Below are 16,381 nucleotides of genomic sequence, written 5' to 3'. Positions count from 1 at the left end.
ACCCATGGGAGCACAGCTTCGGGTCTACAAGCGCCGGATCCGCTCTGTCACCGCGACGAAGAAGATCACCAAGGCGATGGAGATGATCTCCGCGTCGCGCATCGTCAAGGCGCAGCGCGCGGTGGCCGCCTCCACTCCGTACGCCGATGAGCTCACCCGCGCGGTGACGGCGGTGGCCACCCGGTCCAACGCCAAGCACCCGCTGACCACCGAGAACCCCGGTGCCTCGCGCGCCGCGGTGCTGGTGATCGCGGCGGACCGTGGCCTCGCCGGTGGTTACTCGACCAACGCCATCAAGCAGGGCGTGGCGCTCAGCGCCAAGCTCCGCGCCGAGGGCAAGGACGTGGTGACCTACCTGGTCGGTCGGAAGAGCGTCTCGTACTACAACTTCCGCAACCTTGAGGTCGCGGGATCGTGGACGGGCTTCTCCGACAAGCCGACCTACGGGGACGCCAAGCGGGTCGCGGCCGATCTGATCGAGGCGTTCACCGCCGAGACCGGTGGGGTGGACGAGCTGCACCTGGTGTCCACCAAGTTCGAGTCGATGCTGACCCAGACCGCCGTGGACGTCCGGCTGCTGCCGCTGAAGCTGGACGAGGTCCAGCTCAGCGACGACAAGCCGGCCAAGGCGGAGATCTTCCCGCTGTACGACTTCGAGCCGTCGGCCGAGGGCGTCCTCGACGCCCTGCTGCCGCGGTACGTCGAGAGCCGGATCTACAACGCGCTGCTGCAGTCGGCCGCTTCGGAGCACGCCGCACGTCGGCGCGCGATGAAGTCCGCGACCGACAATGCGGGAGAGCTCATCAAGTCGCTCACGCGGCTTGCCAACTCGGCCCGTCAGGCCGAGATCACCCAGGAAATCAGCGAGATCGTCGGCGGTGCCAACGCCCTCGCCGACGCTAGCCGCGGGAGCGAATGAGAATGACCACCACAGTTGAGCCGACCACGGCGACGGGCCGCGTCGCGCGGGTCATCGGCCCGGTCGTCGACGTGGAGTTCCCCGTCGACGCGATTCCGAGCATGTACAACGCCCTGCACGTCGAGGTGGACAACCCCGACGGCACCGGCATCAAGGTCCTGACCCTCGAGGTTGCGCAGCACCTCGGCGACGGCCTGGTCCGCGGCATCTCGATGCAGCCGACCGACGGCCTGGTCCGTGGCGCGACTGTCACCGACACCGGTTCGGCGATCTCCGTCCCGGTCGGCCAGATCACCAAGGGCAAGGTCTTCAACGCCCTCGGCGAGGTGCTGAACGTCGACAAGGACGAGTTCGAGAAGCAGGTCGAGGTCCGGTGGCCCATCCACCGCAAGGCCCCGAACTTCTCCGAGCTCGAGTCGAAGACCGAGATGTTCGAGACCGGCATCAAGGTCATCGACCTGCTCACCCCGTACGTGACCGGTGGCAAGATCGGTCTGTTCGGTGGTGCCGGTGTCGGCAAGACCGTCCTCATCCAGGAGATGATCTACCGCGTCGCCGAGAACTTCGGTGGTGTGTCGGTCTTCGCCGGTGTCGGCGAGCGCACCCGTGAGGGTAACGACCTCATCCACGAGATGGTCGACTCGGGCGTTCTGGACAAGACCGCGCTGGTCTTCGGCCAGATGGACGAGCCGCCGGGCACCCGTCTGCGGGTCGCGCTCTCCGCGCTGACCATGGCGGAGTACTTCCGTGACGTCGAGAAGCAGGACGTGCTCCTCTTCATCGACAACATCTTCCGGTTCACCCAGGCCGGTTCCGAGGTGTCGACCCTGCTCGGCCGCATGCCCTCCGCGGTGGGCTACCAGCCGAACCTGGCCGACGAGATGGGTCTCCTCCAGGAGCGCATCACCTCGACCCGCGGTCACTCGATCACCTCGATGCAGGCGATCTACGTCCCCGCGGACGACCTGACCGACCCGGCGCCGGCCACCACCTTCGCCCACCTCGACGCGACGACGGTTCTCTCCCGTCCGATCTCCGAGAAGGGCATCTACCCGGCCGTCGACCCGCTGGACTCCACGTCCCGCATCCTGGACCCGCGCTACATCGCGCAGGACCACTACGACACGGCCATCCGCGTCAAGGGGATCCTGCAGAAGTACAAGGACCTCCAGGACATCATCGCGATCCTCGGCATCGACGAGCTGTCCGAGGACGACAAGATCACCGTGCACCGCGCACGTCGGATCGAGCGCTTCCTCTCGCAGAACACCTACGTGGCGAAGCAGTTCACCGGTGTCGACGGTTCGACGGTGCCGCTGTCGGAGACCATCGAGGCCTTCAACGCGATCGCGGACGGCAAGTACGACGCGACGCCGGAGCAGGCGTTCTTCATGTGCGGTGGCATCGAGGACCTCGAGCGCAACGCCGCCGAGCTGGCCAAGAAGTAGTTCCGGCCCGCTCGACTGCCTGACTGACCGTGAGGGGTGGTCCCCGTCCCTGGGGGCCACCCCTCACGGCTAGACCGGAGGATTGACTGTGATCCCGGTCATCTCCGTGTCCTTGGTTTCATGCCGGGGGTGCGGGCCCGTTATTCTTACCGCAATCGCCGAGTCATTCGGCGGTCGCAAGAGCCTAGGAGCCCACGTTGGCTGAGCTGCACGTCGAGCTGGTCGCAGCCGACCGCAAGGTGTGGTCCGGTGCGGCCACCATCGTTGTCGCCCGTACGGCCTCCGGTGACACCGGCATCATGCCGGGTCACACCCCGGTGCTGAGCGTGCTGGAGACCGGTCCGGTCACCATCCGCACCACCGACGGTGGCACCGTCGTGGCCGCCGTGCACGGTGGCTTCATCTCCTTCGCCGACAACAAGCTTTCTCTGCTCGCGGAGATCGCCGAGCTGGCGGACGAGATCGACATCGCCCGGGCCGAGCGCGCGCTGGAGGCCGCCAAGAGCGAGCTCGACGCGCACGCCGAGCGTCGCGCCGAGGTCCGCCTGCTGGCAGTCGGCCTGCGCAAGGCCGCCTGAACGTACGTCAGCACGACCGACGGTCCCGGGGACGCGAGAGCGTGACCCCGGGACTGTCGTATCAGTTGGTAGGACAGTGCCGCCGTCGTTGATACGACCGGCAACGGGGATGCGGTAGCGAGGAGGTCGGTGAGCATGGTCCTCGCCCTTGTGGTGTGCGCGGCGGTCGTGGCGCTCTGCGTACTGGGTCTGGTGGCCTTCGCGGTACGCCGCCGGGTGATCCAGCGGGTCGGCGGCACGTTCGACTGCAGCTTCCGGCTCAAAATGCCGGCCGACGCCTCCACAACGCCCGACCTCGACACGAACGGCGAGCCCACCTCAGCCCCGGTCCCCGTGACCGACGGCAAGGGGTGGGTTTTTGGCATCGGCCGCTACAGCGGTGACTCGATCGAGTGGTTCCGGGTCTTCTCGTACGCCCCGCGCCCGCGCAAGGTGCTGCCGCGCCGGGAGATCGAGGTGCTCGGCCGCCGCTACCCCGAGGGGCAGGAGGAGCTCGCCCTGCTCTCCGGCTCGGTGGTGCTGCGCTGCCTGCACAAGGGTGCCCCGCTCGAACTGGCGATGAGCGACGACGCGTTGACCGGCTTCCTGGCCTGGCTCGAGGCCGCCCCGCCCGGCCAGCGGGTCAACGTCGCCTGAGCGCGTCACACTGGTGGGAGGGACACCTGCGGGGTGCCCGCAGGTGATCACCGAGGCGGGGACCGCACCTTCGGGGGGACCACTCCGAGAAGGAGGCCACCGATGTTGGCCGAAGCGACTGTCCACACCACTCTGCCGGTCTCGGACATGGACCGGGCCAAGCGCTGGTACCACGACAAGCTCGGGATGGACCCGGTCACCGAGTCCCAGGACGGCGTCATGTACGAGACGGCCGGCGGCAAGTTCGGCCTCTTCGAGACCCGGGTCGACAAGCGGGCCGGCCACACCCAGATGGACTTCGAGGTCGGCGACCTCAAGGCCGAGATGGCGGAGCTCCGCTCGAACGGCGTGGTGTTCGAGGACTACGACCTGCCCGGCATCAAGACCACGGACGGCGTGGCCGAGTGGCCGAACGGTGCCGCCGCGTGGTTCAAGGACTGCGAGGGCAACGTGCTCTGCATCATGCACCAGGAGCACTGACGGGCGTTGACCGGTGCCGTTAGGCTGCGGCGCATGGTCAACCTCACCCGCATCTACACCCGTACCGGCGATGACGGCACCACCGCGCTCGGTGACATGAGCCGTACGACCAAGACCGATCCCCGGCTGGTCGCCTACGCCGACACCAACGAGGCCAACGCCGCGATCGGCGTGGCGCTGGCCGCCGGTGCGCTGGACGAGGACGTCGCCACGGTGCTGGTGCGGGTCCAGAACGACCTGTTCGACGTCGGCGCCGACCTGGCCACGCCGGTGGTGGAGGACCCGAAGTACCCGCCGCTGCGGGTGCTGCAGTCCTACGTGGACCGGCTGGAGACCGACTGCGACCACTACCTGGAGCAGCTGGAGAAGCTGCGCAGCTTCATCCTCCCCGGCGGCACCCCCGGTGCCGCCTACCTGCACCTGGCCTGCACCGTGGTCCGCCGCGCCGAGCGGGCCACCTGGGCGGCGATCGAGGAGCACGGCGACAGCATCAACCCGCTCACCGCCAAGTACCTGAACCGCCTCTCCGACCTGCTCTTCATCCTGGCCCGAGCGGCCAACAAGGAGCGCGGCGACGTGCTCTGGGTCCCGGGCGAGAACCGCTGACGGAGGGTCAGCGGTCGGCCGGGGCCTTCTTCGGGAAGACGGTGTAGCTCCCCGCGACCACCAGGCTGATCCCCAGGACCAAGGCCGTCCGTGGGTACCAGACACCGAGCGCCTCGGTCCGCGCCGGGTCGCCGACCAGCCAGGTCAGGGTGGCGATCAGGGCGACGGTGACGGTGGCGGCGAGCAGGGTGCGGGCGAAGATCCGCCACTCGTACCGGGCCCGGGCGGCGCCGTACCGGGGCGCGCGGGCCGGTGCTGGACCGTCCGCGAAGCGGTGCTGGACGTGGGCGTCGGCCCAGGTGACCACGGAGTGCCCGTACGCGACCGAGAAGCCGACGTATGCGGCGGCGAGGCCGTGGGCCCAGGTGGCGACGGTGCCGTGGCGGAGGTCGAGGGCGGTGAGGGCGAGGATCGCCAGGTCGATCAGGGGGAGGCCGAGCAGCAGGGCGGTGCTGAGCCGGCGCCACCTCAGCAGGTAGCGGGTGGTCAGTGCCAGGGCCAGTACGGCCCAGAAGCCGACCTCGCCGGCGACGATGAGTGTGACGATCACGGGCGCCTCCCTCTCCGGCCATCACACTCTCCCGGGGGTCGGGTCGGCGGCGTCGTCGTGGCGGTCGAACTGCCGCTGCACCTTTCGATGTACGCCCCTCCTCCGCACGGCCCGCGCCGGGCACGGCGGCGGGGTGGTGAGATGGGGCGTGCTCCCCTTCGACCTCAGTCCGCGCCAGGAGGACCGGGCGATCGCCGTCAGCGGTCTGCTCGGCGGCCTGCTGCTGATCGCCTTCGGTGCCTACGAGCGCTCGGACCACATCCCGGGCTGGCTGGTGGCGCTGCCGTTGCTGGCCACGGCGGTGCTGGAGCTGTTCCGGCGGAGCCGCCCGGTCCTGACCGCGTCGCTGGGCGGGCTGGTCTTCGTCGGCACGGTCTTCGCGGGCTCGCTGGTCGCCACCATGCTGATGTACACCGACCTGCTGTACGCGGCGGTGCTGTACGGCACTCCCCGGATGTCGCGGGTGCTGCACCTGACCGGGATCGGCTCCACGGTGGTGCTGGCCACCCTCGCGATGCTGTACGGCTCGGTCTCCAGCGGCCTGCTGGTGGCGGTGCTCTGCGCGCTGATCTTCCTCGGCCCGGTGTGGACCGCCGACCTGGTCCGCAAGCACCGGGACCAGGCCGAGACCGAGCGGCTGCGGGCCGAGCAGACCGCGCTGCTGGCCGAGTTCGACCGGCGCGGCGCGGTGGTCGCCGAACGGGCCAGGATGGCGCGGGAGCTCCACGACGTGGTGGCCAACCACCTGTCCGCGATCGCGATCCACGCCACCGGTGCGCAGTCGCTGGCGCGGCGGCAGGACCGGGACCCGGCCGACCCGCTGCTGGCCGCGATGACGGTGATCCGGGAGAACAGCGTGCAGGGCCTGACCGAGATGCGGCGGATGATCGGGCTGCTCAGGGCCGGTGACCAGGAGCCCTTCGCGGCGCCCCGGCTGGAGGCGCTGGACAGCCTGCTGGCCCAGGCGGCGACCAGCGGCCGGAGCGCAGGACTGGACTTCGACCTGGTCCAGGACGGCTCGGCGGGCGAGCTGTCCGCGCCGGTCGAACTGGCCGCCTACCGGATCGTCCAGGAGTCCCTCACCAACGCGCTCAAGCACGCCGCACCGGGCTCGGTACGGGTCCGGCTGGCGTATGGGGAGCAGGAGGTGGCGATCGCCGTCGAGAGCCCGTACCGACCGGGGGAAGGCCGGTCGCTGCCGGGGGCCCGGGCTGGGCTGGTCGGGATGGCGGAGCGGGCCGGGCTGCTCGGCGGGAGCTTCACGGCCGGGCCGGAGGAGGGCCGCTGGCGGGTGCGAGCCACGCTGCCGCGCGAGCCGAGGACGAAGGGGACGTCGTGATCCGGGTACTGGTGGCGGAGGACCAGGCGGCGGTACGGGCCGCGCTGGTGCTGATCCTGCGGGCCGAGCCGGGCCTGGAGGTGGTCGGTGAGGCAGCCGACGGCGAGCAGGCCGTCCGGCTGGCGCTGGAGCTGCGGCCGGACGTGGTGCTGATGGACGTTCAGATGCCCCGGCTGGACGGGGTGTCGGCGACCCGGCAGGTGGTGGAGGCGGGAGCCGGGCAGGTGCTGGTGCTGACCACCTTCGACCTGGACGAGTACGTCTACGGAGCGCTCCGGGCCGGGGCGGCGGGCTTCCTGCTCAAGGACGTGGAGGCGGACGCCCTGATCGAGGGCATCCGGACGGTGGCCCGGGGCGACGGGACGCTGGCGCCGTCGGTGACGCGTCGTCTGATCAGCACCTTCGCCAGGCCGGGGCGCCCCGACCGGCCGCAGGCCAGGGAGGCGGTGGAGGCCCTGACCCCGCGCGAGCGGGAGGTGCTGGCCTGTCTCGGCGCGGGCCTGTCGAACGGCGAGATCGCCGAACGGCTCGAGATGGCGGAGGCGACCACCAAGACGCACGTCAGCCGGATCCTGGCCAAGCTGGAGCTGCGGAGCCGGGTGCAGGCGGCGATCCTGGCCCAGGAGCTGGGGCTGGTGGCGCGGTGAGGGGCCGGGCCGTCCGGAAGGGGCGGCGGTCGCGGCAGCGTGCGCACGTCAGCAGCGTCACACCCGCCAATCGCACCACGGGCCCTCCGCTGGCACTAGAGTCCGGCGCGTGAGCGGCGCGGCTCCGGTGGGTGATCCCTGCCCTGAGCCGCCTTCAGGAGCTTAGGGGTAGCCATGAGCAACGTAGCCAGCCAGCAGATCGCCGTGATCGGTGCCGGGCTGATGGGCGCGGGCATCGCGCAGGTCTCCGCGCAGGCCGGCCACCAGGTGGTGCTGCGGGACGTCACCGAGGCCGCGCTCCAGCGCGGGTTGGACGGCATCCGGGCCTCGTACGAGAAGTTCGTGTCCAAGGGCAAGCTGACGGCCGAACAGGCCGAGGCGGCGCTCGGCCGGATCACCACCACCACCGACCTGGGTGCGGTGGCCACCGCGGACATCGTGGTCGAGGCGGTCTTCGAGCAGCTCGACGTCAAGGAAGCGGTCTTCCGCGAGCTGGACAAGCTGGCCAAGGACGGCGCGGTGCTGGCCTCCAACACCTCGGCCATCCCGATCACCCGGATCGCCGCCGCCACCGCGCGGCCGGAGTCCGTGGTCGGCGTGCACTTCTTCTCGCCGGTACCGCTGATGAAGCTGGTCGAGCTGGTCCGCGGCTACAAGACCAGCGACGCCACGCTGGCCACCGCCCGGGCCTTCGCCGAGGGCGTCGGCAAGGAGGTCGTGGTGGTCAACCGCGACGTGGCCGGCTTCGTGACGACCCGTCTGATCACCGCACTGGTGGTCGAGGCGGCCAAGCTGTACGAGTCCGGCGTGGCCAGTGCCGAGGACATCGACACCGCTTGCCGGCTCGGTTTCGGGCACCCGATGGGCCCGCTGCAGACCGCCGACCTGACCGGCGTGGACATCCTGCTGCACGCGGCGCGCAACATCTACGCCGAGACCCAGGACGAGAAGTTCGCGGCGCCCGAGATCATGGCCCGCATGGTCACCGCCGGGGACCTCGGCCGCAAGAGCGGCCAGGGCTTCTACCCGTACGACAAGTAGCCGACTCGGGCGGGGTCGTGGGTGAGCTTGCTCACGACTCCGCCGCAGACGGGTGATTTGGGCGGGAATCGAGCGTGCGTATGGGGTCCGACTGCGTATATTCCCTCTATTCCATCGGACGAGTGAAGTTGCCTCGGATCTGGTGGCGGCCAGCAACCTGACCGGCTGATCCACCGTCAGATGATGGAGGGTGAACCGGCCCTGGCCGTACCGACACGACCGGCGAAGGAGGAGTGCGTGCGTATCATCGGCGACCATCGCGGCATGGCCATTCTGGGCCGCCTCGACGTGCGCAGTGCCGCCGACGCCCGTGCGCTGCTGCACCAGGCGGTCGACGGCGGCCAGGGTGATCTGGTGCTAGACCTCGGCGGTCTCGAGTTCTGGGACGCCACCGGGCTCGGCGTCATCATGGGCACCCACCGCCGGGCCGGCCGGCTCGGCCGCCGACTGGTGCTGCGGTCCGTCCCGGCCCAGCTCCAGCGCCTGCTGGTGGCCACCCGGCTGCACCGCATCCTGGCGGTCGAGGGCGCCGTGCCCGACCCGTACGGGAGCACCCTCCCGCTGGGCGCGACCAGCTAGGACCTGTCCTGGGGCCCGTGCAGGACCGGCAGGAACAGGGCCTGGATCCCCGTTGCCGGGGCCCTGGATAGTGCAACGGTGGCGCGCTGCTCTAGTCTCCGGTCAGACAATCGGCCGAATGAGGGCGGAGCGAGATCGTGGGACAGCCACCCGGTGAGCTCGGGCAGGAGCCGCTGCGGCTCCGGACCGGGGACCTGGTCAGCGGTGAACTGCTGCTCTCCGTCGGCAGTCCGGACGGGTCCGAGGCGCTGCCCTGCCCCGACGACTGGCGGCCGGAGCCGCGCCGGATCTCGGTGGCCCCGGGCGGCCGTACGGTCGCCGCACTCGGCCCCAGCCCGGCCGTGGGACCGCTCGCGCTGGGGAGCGCGGCGGGTGACCTCCCGCTGCTCGACCGCGAGGCGGACATCGCCCAGCTGCTCGGCCTGCTCGCCGAAGGCCGGTCGATCCGCCTGGTCGGCCAGGCCGGCGCCGGCCGCAGCGCGCTGCTGGCCGCGGTGGCCGCCGCGGCGGGCGAGCTCGCCCCGGACGGCGTGGTGCATCTCAGCGGCCACCGCAGGACCGCCGACGACCTCCTCCAGGACCTGTATGCGGCCACCCACCGGTCGCCGCCGTTCCACCCCGACCAGCACCAACTGCGGGCCTTCCTGGCCCCGTTGGGCGCCGTGGTGGCGATCGACGACGTCGAGCTGCACGGCCCCGAACTGGAGCAGCTGCTCGCCACCGCACCCGACTGCGCCTTCCTGATCTCGGTCGCCCCAGGCAGCCCGCTGCTGGAGCCCGGTTCGCGGTTGGAGGACCATCCGGTGACCGGGCTGTCCAGGCCCGCCTGCCTGGCGCTGATCGCCCGGCTGGCCGGGCGTCAGCTGGACGAGACCGAGCGGGCCTGGGCGGTCGACCTCTGGTTCGAGTCGGAGGGGCTGCCGCTGCGGTTCGTCCAGGCGGCCGCGCTGCTCCGGCAGCGCGACGCCCAGGTGGACACCCTGGTGGCCGCGCACGAGGACCGCAGCCGGGTCTTCGGACTGGTCAAGGAGCTCGACGAGCCGGAGGACCCGGCCGAGCTGGAGGCCGAGCTGCGCCGCTCGGTGCCGCTGCCCTCGGTGGCCGAGACCGCCGCCCCGGCGGCCCGGCTGGCGGCCGGACTCACCGAACCGGCCCGGCTCGTGCTGCGGCTGGCGCTGGCGCTCGGCGGCGAGTGCCCGACCGCCCCGCACCTGCCCGCACTGATCGACGTCGGCCTGGGCGAGAGCGCCCTGCACGAACTGACCGACTGCGGCCTCGCGGTCTCGATCGGCGGCCACCACCGGCTCACCGACGGCGTACTGGAGGCGCTCGGCGACCAGTGGCCGCCCGGCGAGATCGCGTACGGCGCCGCCCAGCACTTCTCCTGGTGGGTCGGGCACAGCTCGGTCAGCCCGGCGCAGATCGCCGCCGAGGCCGAGGTGGTGATCGGCGCGCTGTGGGCCGACCGGGCCGCGGACCGGCCCGAGCAGGTGCTCCAGCTGGCCACGGCCGCCGCGCCCGCGCTGGCGCTGTCGCTGCGCTGGGGCGCCTGGGAGCAGGCGCTGCGGATCGGCCTGGAGGCCGCCAGGGCGCTCGGCGCGACGGCCGAGGAGGCCTGGTTCCACCACGAGCTGGGGGTGCTGGCGTTCTGCACCGGCTCGGTCCGGCAGGCTACCGGGGAGCTGGAGGCGGCGATCGCGCTGCGGGCCGCCCTCGGCCAGCCGCGCGGCACCGCCGCCGCCCGCCGGATGCTGGAGCTGCTGCGGGTCGAGGCGGGCCGGCCCACGGTCGCGGTCGAGGCGGCTCCGGCCGGCCGACGGCCCGTCATCCGGGCGATCGCGGCCCAGGTGCCGTACCGGTTCCGGACCATGCCGGGTACGACCGGCGGCACCCGCAGGACGGTGCTGGCGGCCTCGGCCGCCGTACTGGCGCTCGGGGTGCTCGGCGCCACCGTCGGCTACAGCCTGGTGCGGACCGACCCCACCACCCCTGGCCACAGCGGCACGGTGAACGAGGGCGGTTACGCCGGAGACCTCAACCTCGGGACCGCCAGCGACTCGCCCAGCCCCTCCGCCACACCCCCGGGCCCGTCCACCGCCGCGCCGGAGTCGCCGAGCCCGTCGCCGAGCAGCTCGCGCACCTCGCGCAAGCCCTCGGCCAGCTCGACGTCGACCGCTCCCGGCACCTCCCGGCCGCCGGTCCAGCCGCCCGCGAGCCAGCCGGTCACGCCGCCCGCCCCGCCGACCACCCCGACCACGCCGCCCGCGAGCTCCAGTGCGCCCCCGTCGCCGTCGCCGTCACCCTCGTCAGCCTCGGCGACACCGAGCCCGTAGCCGACTCAGAACAGCTTGAGCTTGTCGTCGTCGATGCCGCGCAGCTCGTCGTAGTCGAGCACCACGCAGCCGATGCCGCGGTCGGTGGCCAGCACGCGGGCCTGCGGCTTGATCTCCTGCGCGGCGAAGACGCCCTTCACCGGTGCCAGCAGCGGGTCGCGGTTGAGCAGCTCCAGGTAGCGGGTGAGCTGCTCGACGCCGTCGATCTCGCCGCGCCGCTTGATCTCGATCGCCACGGTGGCACCGTCGGAGTCGCGGCACAGGATGTCGACCGGGCCGATCGCGGTGGGGTACTCCCGGCGGATCAGCGTCCAGCCGAGGCCCAGCACCTCCATCCGGTCCGCCAGCAGCTCCTGGAGGTGGGCCTCCACGCCGTCCTTCACCAGGCCGGGGTCGACCCCGAGCTCGTGGGAGGAGTCGTGCAGCACCTCCTCCAGCGTGATGATCAGCTTCTCGCCGGCCTTGTTGGTCACCGTCCAGGTGCCGTCGGCCAGCTTGAGCGAGCAGGGCGGCGACATCCAGTTGAGGGGCTTGTAGGCGCGGTCGTCGGCGTGAACGCTGACGCTGCCGTCGGCCTTGACCAGGATCAGACGGGTGGCGGACGGCAGGTGGGCGGAGAGCCGACCGGCATAGTCGACCGAGCAACGGGCAATGACAAGACGCATGGTCGACCACGCTAGCCCAGCAGGGCCAGTTGATGCGAAACCGCGACAGCCGGGTGAAGAACTCGCGGAGACGGCGAACCATGGAGACGGCACCCCTCGCCTTTGCCAGTACGGCAGTTGACTGTCCGGGCTTCGGGTTCCACTCAACGGGGACGGAGAACTTCGATGAACGATCCGGCGGTATCCGGCCAATCTGGCCCTGCACCTGGTGATGACCGCACAAATCGACGGATTCGCCAGCCGCACTGAACCCGGGCTGTCACGCTGTGGTGAGCGGTCGTCGCTCCACCCGCGTCACCGCCACGGCACCGGCGTGCCGCGCTTCGTGCTGCCCACGGCCGGGTGCGAGGGCATCCGGCACGCCCTGAGCGGGCGTCAGCCGGCCGAAACCCGGACGCCATCTTCACGACGGACACCGACCGGAACACCGGCACGACCTGAACGGCACCGCTCACGGCACGGCACCACCCGCACAGGACCACGGCAAGACCACCCGGCGGCCACGCCGGAGTGGACCGCGAGAGGAGAACCCATGTCGCTCGACGTCTCACCGGCCCTGCTGGAGAAGGCCGAGAGAGGAGAGGTCGACGAGAGGGAGTTCGTCGACTGCGTCCGCACCTCGCTCCCGTACGCCTGGGAGCTGATCAGTTCGCTGGTCGCCCAGGCCAAGGTCGACGGCACCGACTTCGCCGACAATCAGGTACCGCCGCCCAGCGAGCAGGCCCGTGGTCAGTTGCTGCGCGCGATGGCCAGCGACGCGATCCGGGGCGCCCTGCAGCGGCACTTCGGCGTGCGGTTGGCGTTCCAGAACTGTCACCGGGTCGCCGTCTTCGCACCCACCGACGCGACCGAGGAGCGGTACACCCGGTTCACCTCGGTCCGCGCCCAGCTGCTCAACCAGTCGGACGAGCTGCGCGACTGCTGAACAGGCCGGAGGGCCGCGCCCGGTGACCTACGGGGCGGCCCTCCGGAGCGCTCAGCCCAGCTGCGGGAGCACCTCGGAGCCGAGCCGGGCGATGTTGGCCATGGTCGCGCCGTGCTCGCCCGACCCCTCGGCGAGCAGGGCGAAGCGCCGCAGCCCGGTCCGTTCGGCGGTGGCCAGCAGCCGGTCCGCGCACTGCCGGGGAGTGCCCACGGCGTGCAGGTCGCAGAGCAGCTCGGTGTACTCGCGCGGGTCGCGCATCCGGCGCTCCCGGCCGTCCACCGTGCGGTGCGCGCCGAGCCCGTACTCGAACCAGCCCGGCATCGCGCCCAGCAGCCTGGCCCTGGCCTCCGAGGTCCGGTCGGCGACCTGCACCACCCCGGCCGCCAGGTGCTCCCGCTCGACCCGGGCGAGCTGCTCCTCGCCGCGGCCGCAGGCCCGCCAGGCGGCCCGGTAGGCGGCCAGCATGCCGAGCTTGTCCTCGTCGCCGGAGTGCATCCCGAGCAGCATCGGCAGGCCGCGCTCGGCGGCCGTGCGGACCCCGCCGGGTGAGGTGCAGGCCATCACCACCGGCGGCCCGGCCGGGTCGGCCTTCGGCGCGCCGTCCAACCGCTGCCGGGGGAACCGGTGCAGCGCGCCGGACCGGCCCTCCAGCCAGCCCCCCAGCTCCGGCCCCGCCGCCTCCCGTCGGCTGTCGGCCCGGGGGACCACCGCCACCTCGGGGAAGCTGAACTGCGGCCCGTCCGCGCCCACCCGGGAGCCGCGCAGCCAGCGCAGCAGCAGGTCGAGGCGCTCGGTGAAGCCCTCCTCGTACGCGGCCAGGCCGGTGCCGAAGACGTCCAGGTCGATCCACGGGCCGCCGCGCCCCACCCCGAGGGTGAACCGTCCGCCGGAGGTCAGGTGCAGCAGTGCGGCCTGCTCCCCGAGCGAGACCGGGTGGGCGGTGGAGAGCACGCTGACGGCGGTGCCCACCCCGATCCGCCTGGTCCGGCCGAGCAGCAGGGCGGCCAGGGTGGCCGCGTTGGGGCAGACCCCGTACGGGACGAAGTGGTGTTCCGCGAGCCAGACCGAGTCCAGGCCGGAACGTTCCGCCACCACGGTGGCGCTGACGGTCCGTTCGAGCGCCTCGGCGTGGCTCTGGCCGGGGAACTGGGCGGACAGCAGGAACGCGCCGACCCGGATCGAGTCGGTGGCCGCCGGCTGCCGGACGCCCGGCAGCGGCACGGTGCTGCGGGCCGGGGGAGTGGGTGAGCTGTCGACCTGACTACCGGTCAGTGGACTGGTCTTGGTCATCGGGTGGCCTCCTCGGGTGCCGCAGGGTCTGCGAGCCCCGCCTTGTCACCTCGTTGACTAACCGATGTCATGTGCCAACGGCACGCGGAACGGCCCAATTGACCGAAGATCGGGTGGATCTCCGGGGAAAGCGTGAGGGTGCACGAGCTCTCGTGGTAGAGCCGGATTCCACCCTCAGGGGCCTTTACCCTGGAACGACCAGTCAGAGCCCACCGAGAGGTGCAGACGTGTCGCCCCGTCGTAACCAGCAGCGGAAGTGGACCACCGCCACATCCGCCGACGAGCCCGTCGGCACGCCACTCGGCGGCTCCCTCCGCCGGACCGAGGAGTACCGGGGCGAGGACTGGGTGGTGCAGACCGTGGCGGGCACCGCCGGGCGGCGCTACCGGTGCCCGGGCTGCGACCAGGAGATCCCCCCGGGCGTCGGCCACGTGGTCGCCTGGCCCGCCCACGGTGGCGGAGTGGACGACCGCCGCCACTGGCACCGGGCCTGCTGGACGGCCCGCGAACGCCGCACCTCCAACCTGCAACGCGGCCGGGGCGCGCCGCGGTACTGACGGCGCGCGTCAGGCGTCGCGCTTCTTCAGGACCAGGATCCCGCCGAGCACGGCGGCGACCGTCCAGGCCAGGCAGATGAGGAAGCCGGCCCAGGGGCCGTATGGCTGGCCGTGCTGCTCGTAGACCAGCATCATCCGGGAGCCGGCGTAGTCGGGGAAGTAGTGGGCGAGGGTCTTCACCTTGGGCACCGCCGAGAGGATCGGCGAGAGCAGGAAGAAGAACGGCACCAGCACCCCGAGCGCCAGGGTCTGGTTGTGCAGCATGGCCGTCACGCCCGCCGAGAAGAGGCAGAGCATGGTCAGGTAGAGCGCCGCCCCGATGACCGCCCGCAGGACGTTCGGCGAGCCGATCGTGGTGGAGTGCTCGCCGAGCAGGGACTGACCGACGAAGAAGGTCACGAAGGCGGTCACCAGCGACACCGCGAGGGCCAGCGCACCGAGCACGGAGGCCTTGCCGAGCAGCAGGGTGGCCCGCTGCGGGACGGCGGCCAGGGACACCCGGATCATGCCGCTGCTGTACTCGTTGCCGACCGCCAGCACGCCGAACACGATGATGGCCAGCTCGCCCAGCAGGATGCCGGAGAAGGCCGTTCCGGTGGCGTCGAACGGGGAGTCCCGGTTACCGGCGAACTCGGAGAAGTTGTTCTTGGTGAGCAGCGAGAGCAGCGCGCCGATGCCCAGGGTGATCACGAAGGTCAGGGCGAGCGTCCAGACGGTGGAGCGGACGCTGCGGATCTTCGTCCACTCGGACTGCAGGACCGCGGGGAATGACGCCATCTCAGTTCTCCTTGCCGACGGTCGGTGCAGCGGGTGCGGTCGGTGCGGCGGGGTTGCGCGGCTGCCAGCCGGCGCCCCAGGTGCCCGCGGCGTCCCGCCCCTCCCCGTCGCCCGCGTGGTACTCGACCGAGTCGGCCGTCATCTGCATGAAGGCCTCCTCCAGGGACGCCTGCTGCGGGCTCAGCTCGTGCAGCGTGACCCCGTGCGTGGCGGCCAGTTCGCCGATGTGGGCGAGGTCGCCGTCCTCGATCTCGTACGAGCCGTCGGGGCGGGCCTCGGCGTTCAGGCCGGCTCCGTGCAGGGCGGTGAGCAGCTGCTCCACGTGCGGGGTGCGGATCCGGACCGCCGAGCGGGAGTTCTGCTTGATGAAGTCTGCCATCGAGAGGTTGGCCAGCAGCTTGCCCCGGCCGATCACCACCAGGTGGTCGGCGGTCAGCGCCATCTCGCTCATCAGGTGCGAGGAGACGAAGACCGTACGGCCCTCGGCGGCCAGACCCTTCATCAGGTTCCGGATCCACAGGATGCCCTCGGGGTCGAGCCCGTTCACCGGCTCGTCGAACATCAGGATCTCCGGGTCGCCGAGCAGCGCGGAGGCGATGCCGAGCCGCTGGCCCATACCGAGCGAGAAGCCCCGCGACCGCTTCTTCGCCACCGAGCTCAGCCCGACCAGGGAGAGCACCTCGTCCACCCGCCCGCGCGGGATGCGGTTGCTCTGGGCCAGCCAGAGCAGGTGGTCGCGGGCGGTCCGGCCGGGGTGCACCGCCTTGGCCTCCAACAGGGCGCCGATGTACTTCAGCGGCTCGCTCAGCTGCCCGTACCGCTTGCCGTCGATGGTGACCCGGCCGCTGGTCGGCCGGTCCAGGTCGAGGATCATCCGCATGGTGGTGGACTTGCCCGCGCCGTTCGGGCCGAGGAATCCGGTGACCACGCCCTGCGGGACCTGAAAGCTCAGGCTGTCCACCGCGAGGGTGGTGCCGTAACGTTTCGTCAGTTCGTGCAGCTCGATCATCT

18 protein-coding genes are annotated in these 16,381 nt (G+C 71.5%); 13 read left to right on the top strand and 5 right to left on the bottom strand.

Features of this window, described 5'->3' with window-relative positions:
• The first annotated feature begins 4 nt into the window (after window positions 1-4).
• From ACKUU6_RS11870 to ACKUU6_RS11845, 6 genes are all read left to right on the top strand, one after another.
• Window positions 5-919: a F0F1 ATP synthase subunit gamma gene (locus ACKUU6_RS11870; RefSeq protein WP_407988465.1), complete on the top strand. Its 915-nt coding sequence runs from the start codon at window positions 5-7 to the stop codon at window positions 917-919.
• A 2-nt stretch (window positions 920-921) separates the two neighbouring features.
• Window positions 922-2,367: a F0F1 ATP synthase subunit beta gene (atpD, locus tag ACKUU6_RS11865; protein ID WP_407988464.1), complete on the top strand. Its 1,446-nt coding sequence runs from the start codon at window positions 922-924 to the stop codon at window positions 2,365-2,367.
• A gap of 197 nt (window positions 2,368-2,564) precedes the next feature.
• Window positions 2,565-2,945 (top strand): F0F1 ATP synthase subunit epsilon, encoded by a 381-nt coding sequence (locus tag ACKUU6_RS11860; RefSeq protein WP_407988463.1) that lies wholly within the window; start codon window positions 2,565-2,567, stop codon window positions 2,943-2,945.
• 135 nt (window positions 2,946-3,080) lie between these two features.
• The gene (locus ACKUU6_RS11855) at window positions 3,081-3,581 is read left to right on the top strand and encodes a DUF2550 domain-containing protein (RefSeq protein WP_407988462.1); all 501 of its coding nucleotides are present in this window, start codon (window positions 3,081-3,083) and stop codon (window positions 3,579-3,581) included.
• A gap of 102 nt (window positions 3,582-3,683) precedes the next feature.
• A complete protein-coding gene (locus tag ACKUU6_RS11850; RefSeq protein WP_407988461.1) occupies window positions 3,684-4,061 on the top strand; it encodes a VOC family protein in 378 nt (125 codons plus the stop codon).
• Between the two features lie 33 nt (window positions 4,062-4,094).
• Entirely contained in the window at window positions 4,095-4,667 is a 573-nt protein-coding gene (locus ACKUU6_RS11845) for a cob(I)yrinic acid a,c-diamide adenosyltransferase (RefSeq protein ID WP_407988460.1), read from the top strand.
• A 7-nt stretch (window positions 4,668-4,674) separates the two neighbouring features.
• On the opposite strand, the gene ACKUU6_RS11840 is transcribed toward ACKUU6_RS11845, so the two are convergent.
• On the bottom strand, window positions 4,675-5,217 hold the full coding sequence (locus tag ACKUU6_RS11840) for a hypothetical protein (protein ID WP_407988459.1): 543 nt from the start codon (window positions 5,215-5,217) through the stop codon (window positions 4,675-4,677).
• 148 nt (window positions 5,218-5,365) lie between these two features.
• Here ACKUU6_RS11840 and ACKUU6_RS11835 point away from each other — a divergent pair, with 148 nt between their 5' ends.
• The 5 genes from ACKUU6_RS11835 to ACKUU6_RS11815 all read left to right on the top strand — a co-directional run bounded on the left by ACKUU6_RS11835 (window position 5,366) and on the right by ACKUU6_RS11815 (window position 11,156).
• The gene (locus ACKUU6_RS11835; protein WP_407988458.1) at window positions 5,366-6,556 is read left to right on the top strand and encodes a sensor histidine kinase; all 1,191 of its coding nucleotides are present in this window, start codon (window positions 5,366-5,368) and stop codon (window positions 6,554-6,556) included.
• On the top strand, window positions 6,553-7,203 hold the full coding sequence (locus tag ACKUU6_RS11830; protein ID WP_407988457.1) for a response regulator: 651 nt from the start codon (window positions 6,553-6,555) through the stop codon (window positions 7,201-7,203). Before ACKUU6_RS11835 ends, ACKUU6_RS11830 begins: the two co-directional genes overlap by 4 nt.
• Before the next feature lie 174 nt (window positions 7,204-7,377).
• On the top strand, window positions 7,378-8,244 hold the full coding sequence (locus ACKUU6_RS11825; RefSeq protein WP_407988456.1) for a 3-hydroxyacyl-CoA dehydrogenase family protein: 867 nt from the start codon (window positions 7,378-7,380) through the stop codon (window positions 8,242-8,244).
• A 237-nt stretch (window positions 8,245-8,481) separates the two neighbouring features.
• Window positions 8,482-8,823, top strand: a complete 342-nt coding sequence (locus ACKUU6_RS11820) for an STAS domain-containing protein (protein WP_407988455.1) — start codon at window positions 8,482-8,484, stop codon at window positions 8,821-8,823.
• Between the two features lie 137 nt (window positions 8,824-8,960).
• A complete protein-coding gene (locus ACKUU6_RS11815; RefSeq protein WP_407988454.1) occupies window positions 8,961-11,156 on the top strand; it encodes an ATP-binding protein in 2,196 nt (731 codons plus the stop codon).
• 5 nt (window positions 11,157-11,161) lie between these two features.
• On the opposite strand, the gene nucS is transcribed toward ACKUU6_RS11815, so the two are convergent.
• Entirely contained in the window at window positions 11,162-11,821 is a 660-nt protein-coding gene (nucS, locus tag ACKUU6_RS11810; RefSeq protein WP_407988453.1) for an endonuclease NucS, read from the bottom strand.
• Between the two features lie 532 nt (window positions 11,822-12,353).
• Between nucS and ACKUU6_RS11805 the strand changes: the two genes are divergently transcribed.
• The gene (locus ACKUU6_RS11805) at window positions 12,354-12,746 is read left to right on the top strand and encodes an SCO5389 family protein (RefSeq protein ID WP_407988452.1); all 393 of its coding nucleotides are present in this window, start codon (window positions 12,354-12,356) and stop codon (window positions 12,744-12,746) included.
• 51 nt (window positions 12,747-12,797) lie between these two features.
• On the opposite strand, the gene ACKUU6_RS11800 is transcribed toward ACKUU6_RS11805, so the two are convergent.
• Window positions 12,798-13,925 (bottom strand): LLM class flavin-dependent oxidoreductase, encoded by a 1,128-nt coding sequence (locus tag ACKUU6_RS11800; RefSeq protein ID WP_407992100.1) that lies wholly within the window; start codon window positions 13,923-13,925, stop codon window positions 12,798-12,800.
• A 338-nt stretch (window positions 13,926-14,263) separates the two neighbouring features.
• Here ACKUU6_RS11800 and ACKUU6_RS11795 point away from each other — a divergent pair, with 338 nt between their 5' ends.
• Complete coding sequence (locus ACKUU6_RS11795) at window positions 14,264-14,593, top strand: ATP/GTP-binding protein (RefSeq protein ID WP_407988451.1); 330 nt, start codon at window positions 14,264-14,266, stop codon at window positions 14,591-14,593.
• Window positions 14,594-14,602: 9 nt separating this feature from the next.
• Here the strand turns inward: ACKUU6_RS11795 and ACKUU6_RS11790 are convergent, their stop codons facing one another.
• Together ACKUU6_RS11790 and ACKUU6_RS11785 are read right to left on the bottom strand one after the other, a co-directional pair.
• Window positions 14,603-15,370, bottom strand: a complete 768-nt coding sequence (locus ACKUU6_RS11790) for an ABC transporter permease subunit (protein ID WP_407988450.1) — start codon at window positions 15,368-15,370, stop codon at window positions 14,603-14,605.
• 1 nt (window position 15,371) lies between these two features.
• The gene (locus ACKUU6_RS11785) at window positions 15,372-16,379 is read right to left on the bottom strand and encodes an ABC transporter ATP-binding protein (protein WP_407988449.1); all 1,008 of its coding nucleotides are present in this window, start codon (window positions 16,377-16,379) and stop codon (window positions 15,372-15,374) included.
• Window positions 16,380-16,381: the final 2 nt, after the last annotated feature.

Source organism: Kitasatospora sp. CMC57 (assembly GCF_045866025.2).
Taxonomy (GTDB): Bacteria; Actinomycetota; Actinomycetes; order Streptomycetales; family Streptomycetaceae; genus Kitasatospora.
This window is presented reverse-complemented; position numbering and strand designations above follow the sequence as displayed.

Bases quoted from the DNA above. Each gene is read 5' to 3' on its own strand.
- ACKUU6_RS11870 (WP_407988465.1), top strand. From the start codon at position 5: ATGGGAGCACAGCTTCGGGTCTACAAGCGCCGGATCCGCTCTGTCACC.
- atpD (WP_407988464.1), top strand. From the start codon at position 922: ATGACCACCACAGTTGAGCCGACCACGGCGACGGGCCGCGTCGCGCGG.
- ACKUU6_RS11855 (WP_407988462.1), top strand. From the start codon at position 3,081: ATGGTCCTCGCCCTTGTGGTGTGCGCGGCGGTCGTGGCGCTCTGCGTA.
- ACKUU6_RS11850 (WP_407988461.1), top strand. From the start codon at position 3,684: ATGTTGGCCGAAGCGACTGTCCACACCACTCTGCCGGTCTCGGACATG.
- ACKUU6_RS11845 (WP_407988460.1), top strand. From the start codon at position 4,095: ATGGTCAACCTCACCCGCATCTACACCCGTACCGGCGATGACGGCACC.
- ACKUU6_RS11825 (WP_407988456.1), top strand. From the start codon at position 7,378: ATGAGCAACGTAGCCAGCCAGCAGATCGCCGTGATCGGTGCCGGGCTG.
- nucS (WP_407988453.1), bottom strand. From the start codon at position 11,821: ATGCGTCTTGTCATTGCCCGTTGCTCGGTCGACTATGCCGGTCGGCTC.
- ACKUU6_RS11805 (WP_407988452.1), top strand. From the start codon at position 12,354: ATGTCGCTCGACGTCTCACCGGCCCTGCTGGAGAAGGCCGAGAGAGGA.
- ACKUU6_RS11790 (WP_407988450.1), bottom strand. From the start codon at position 15,370: ATGGCGTCATTCCCCGCGGTCCTGCAGTCCGAGTGGACGAAGATCCGC.
- ACKUU6_RS11785 (WP_407988449.1), bottom strand. From the start codon at position 16,379: ATGATCGAGCTGCACGAACTGACGAAACGTTACGGCACCACCCTCGCG.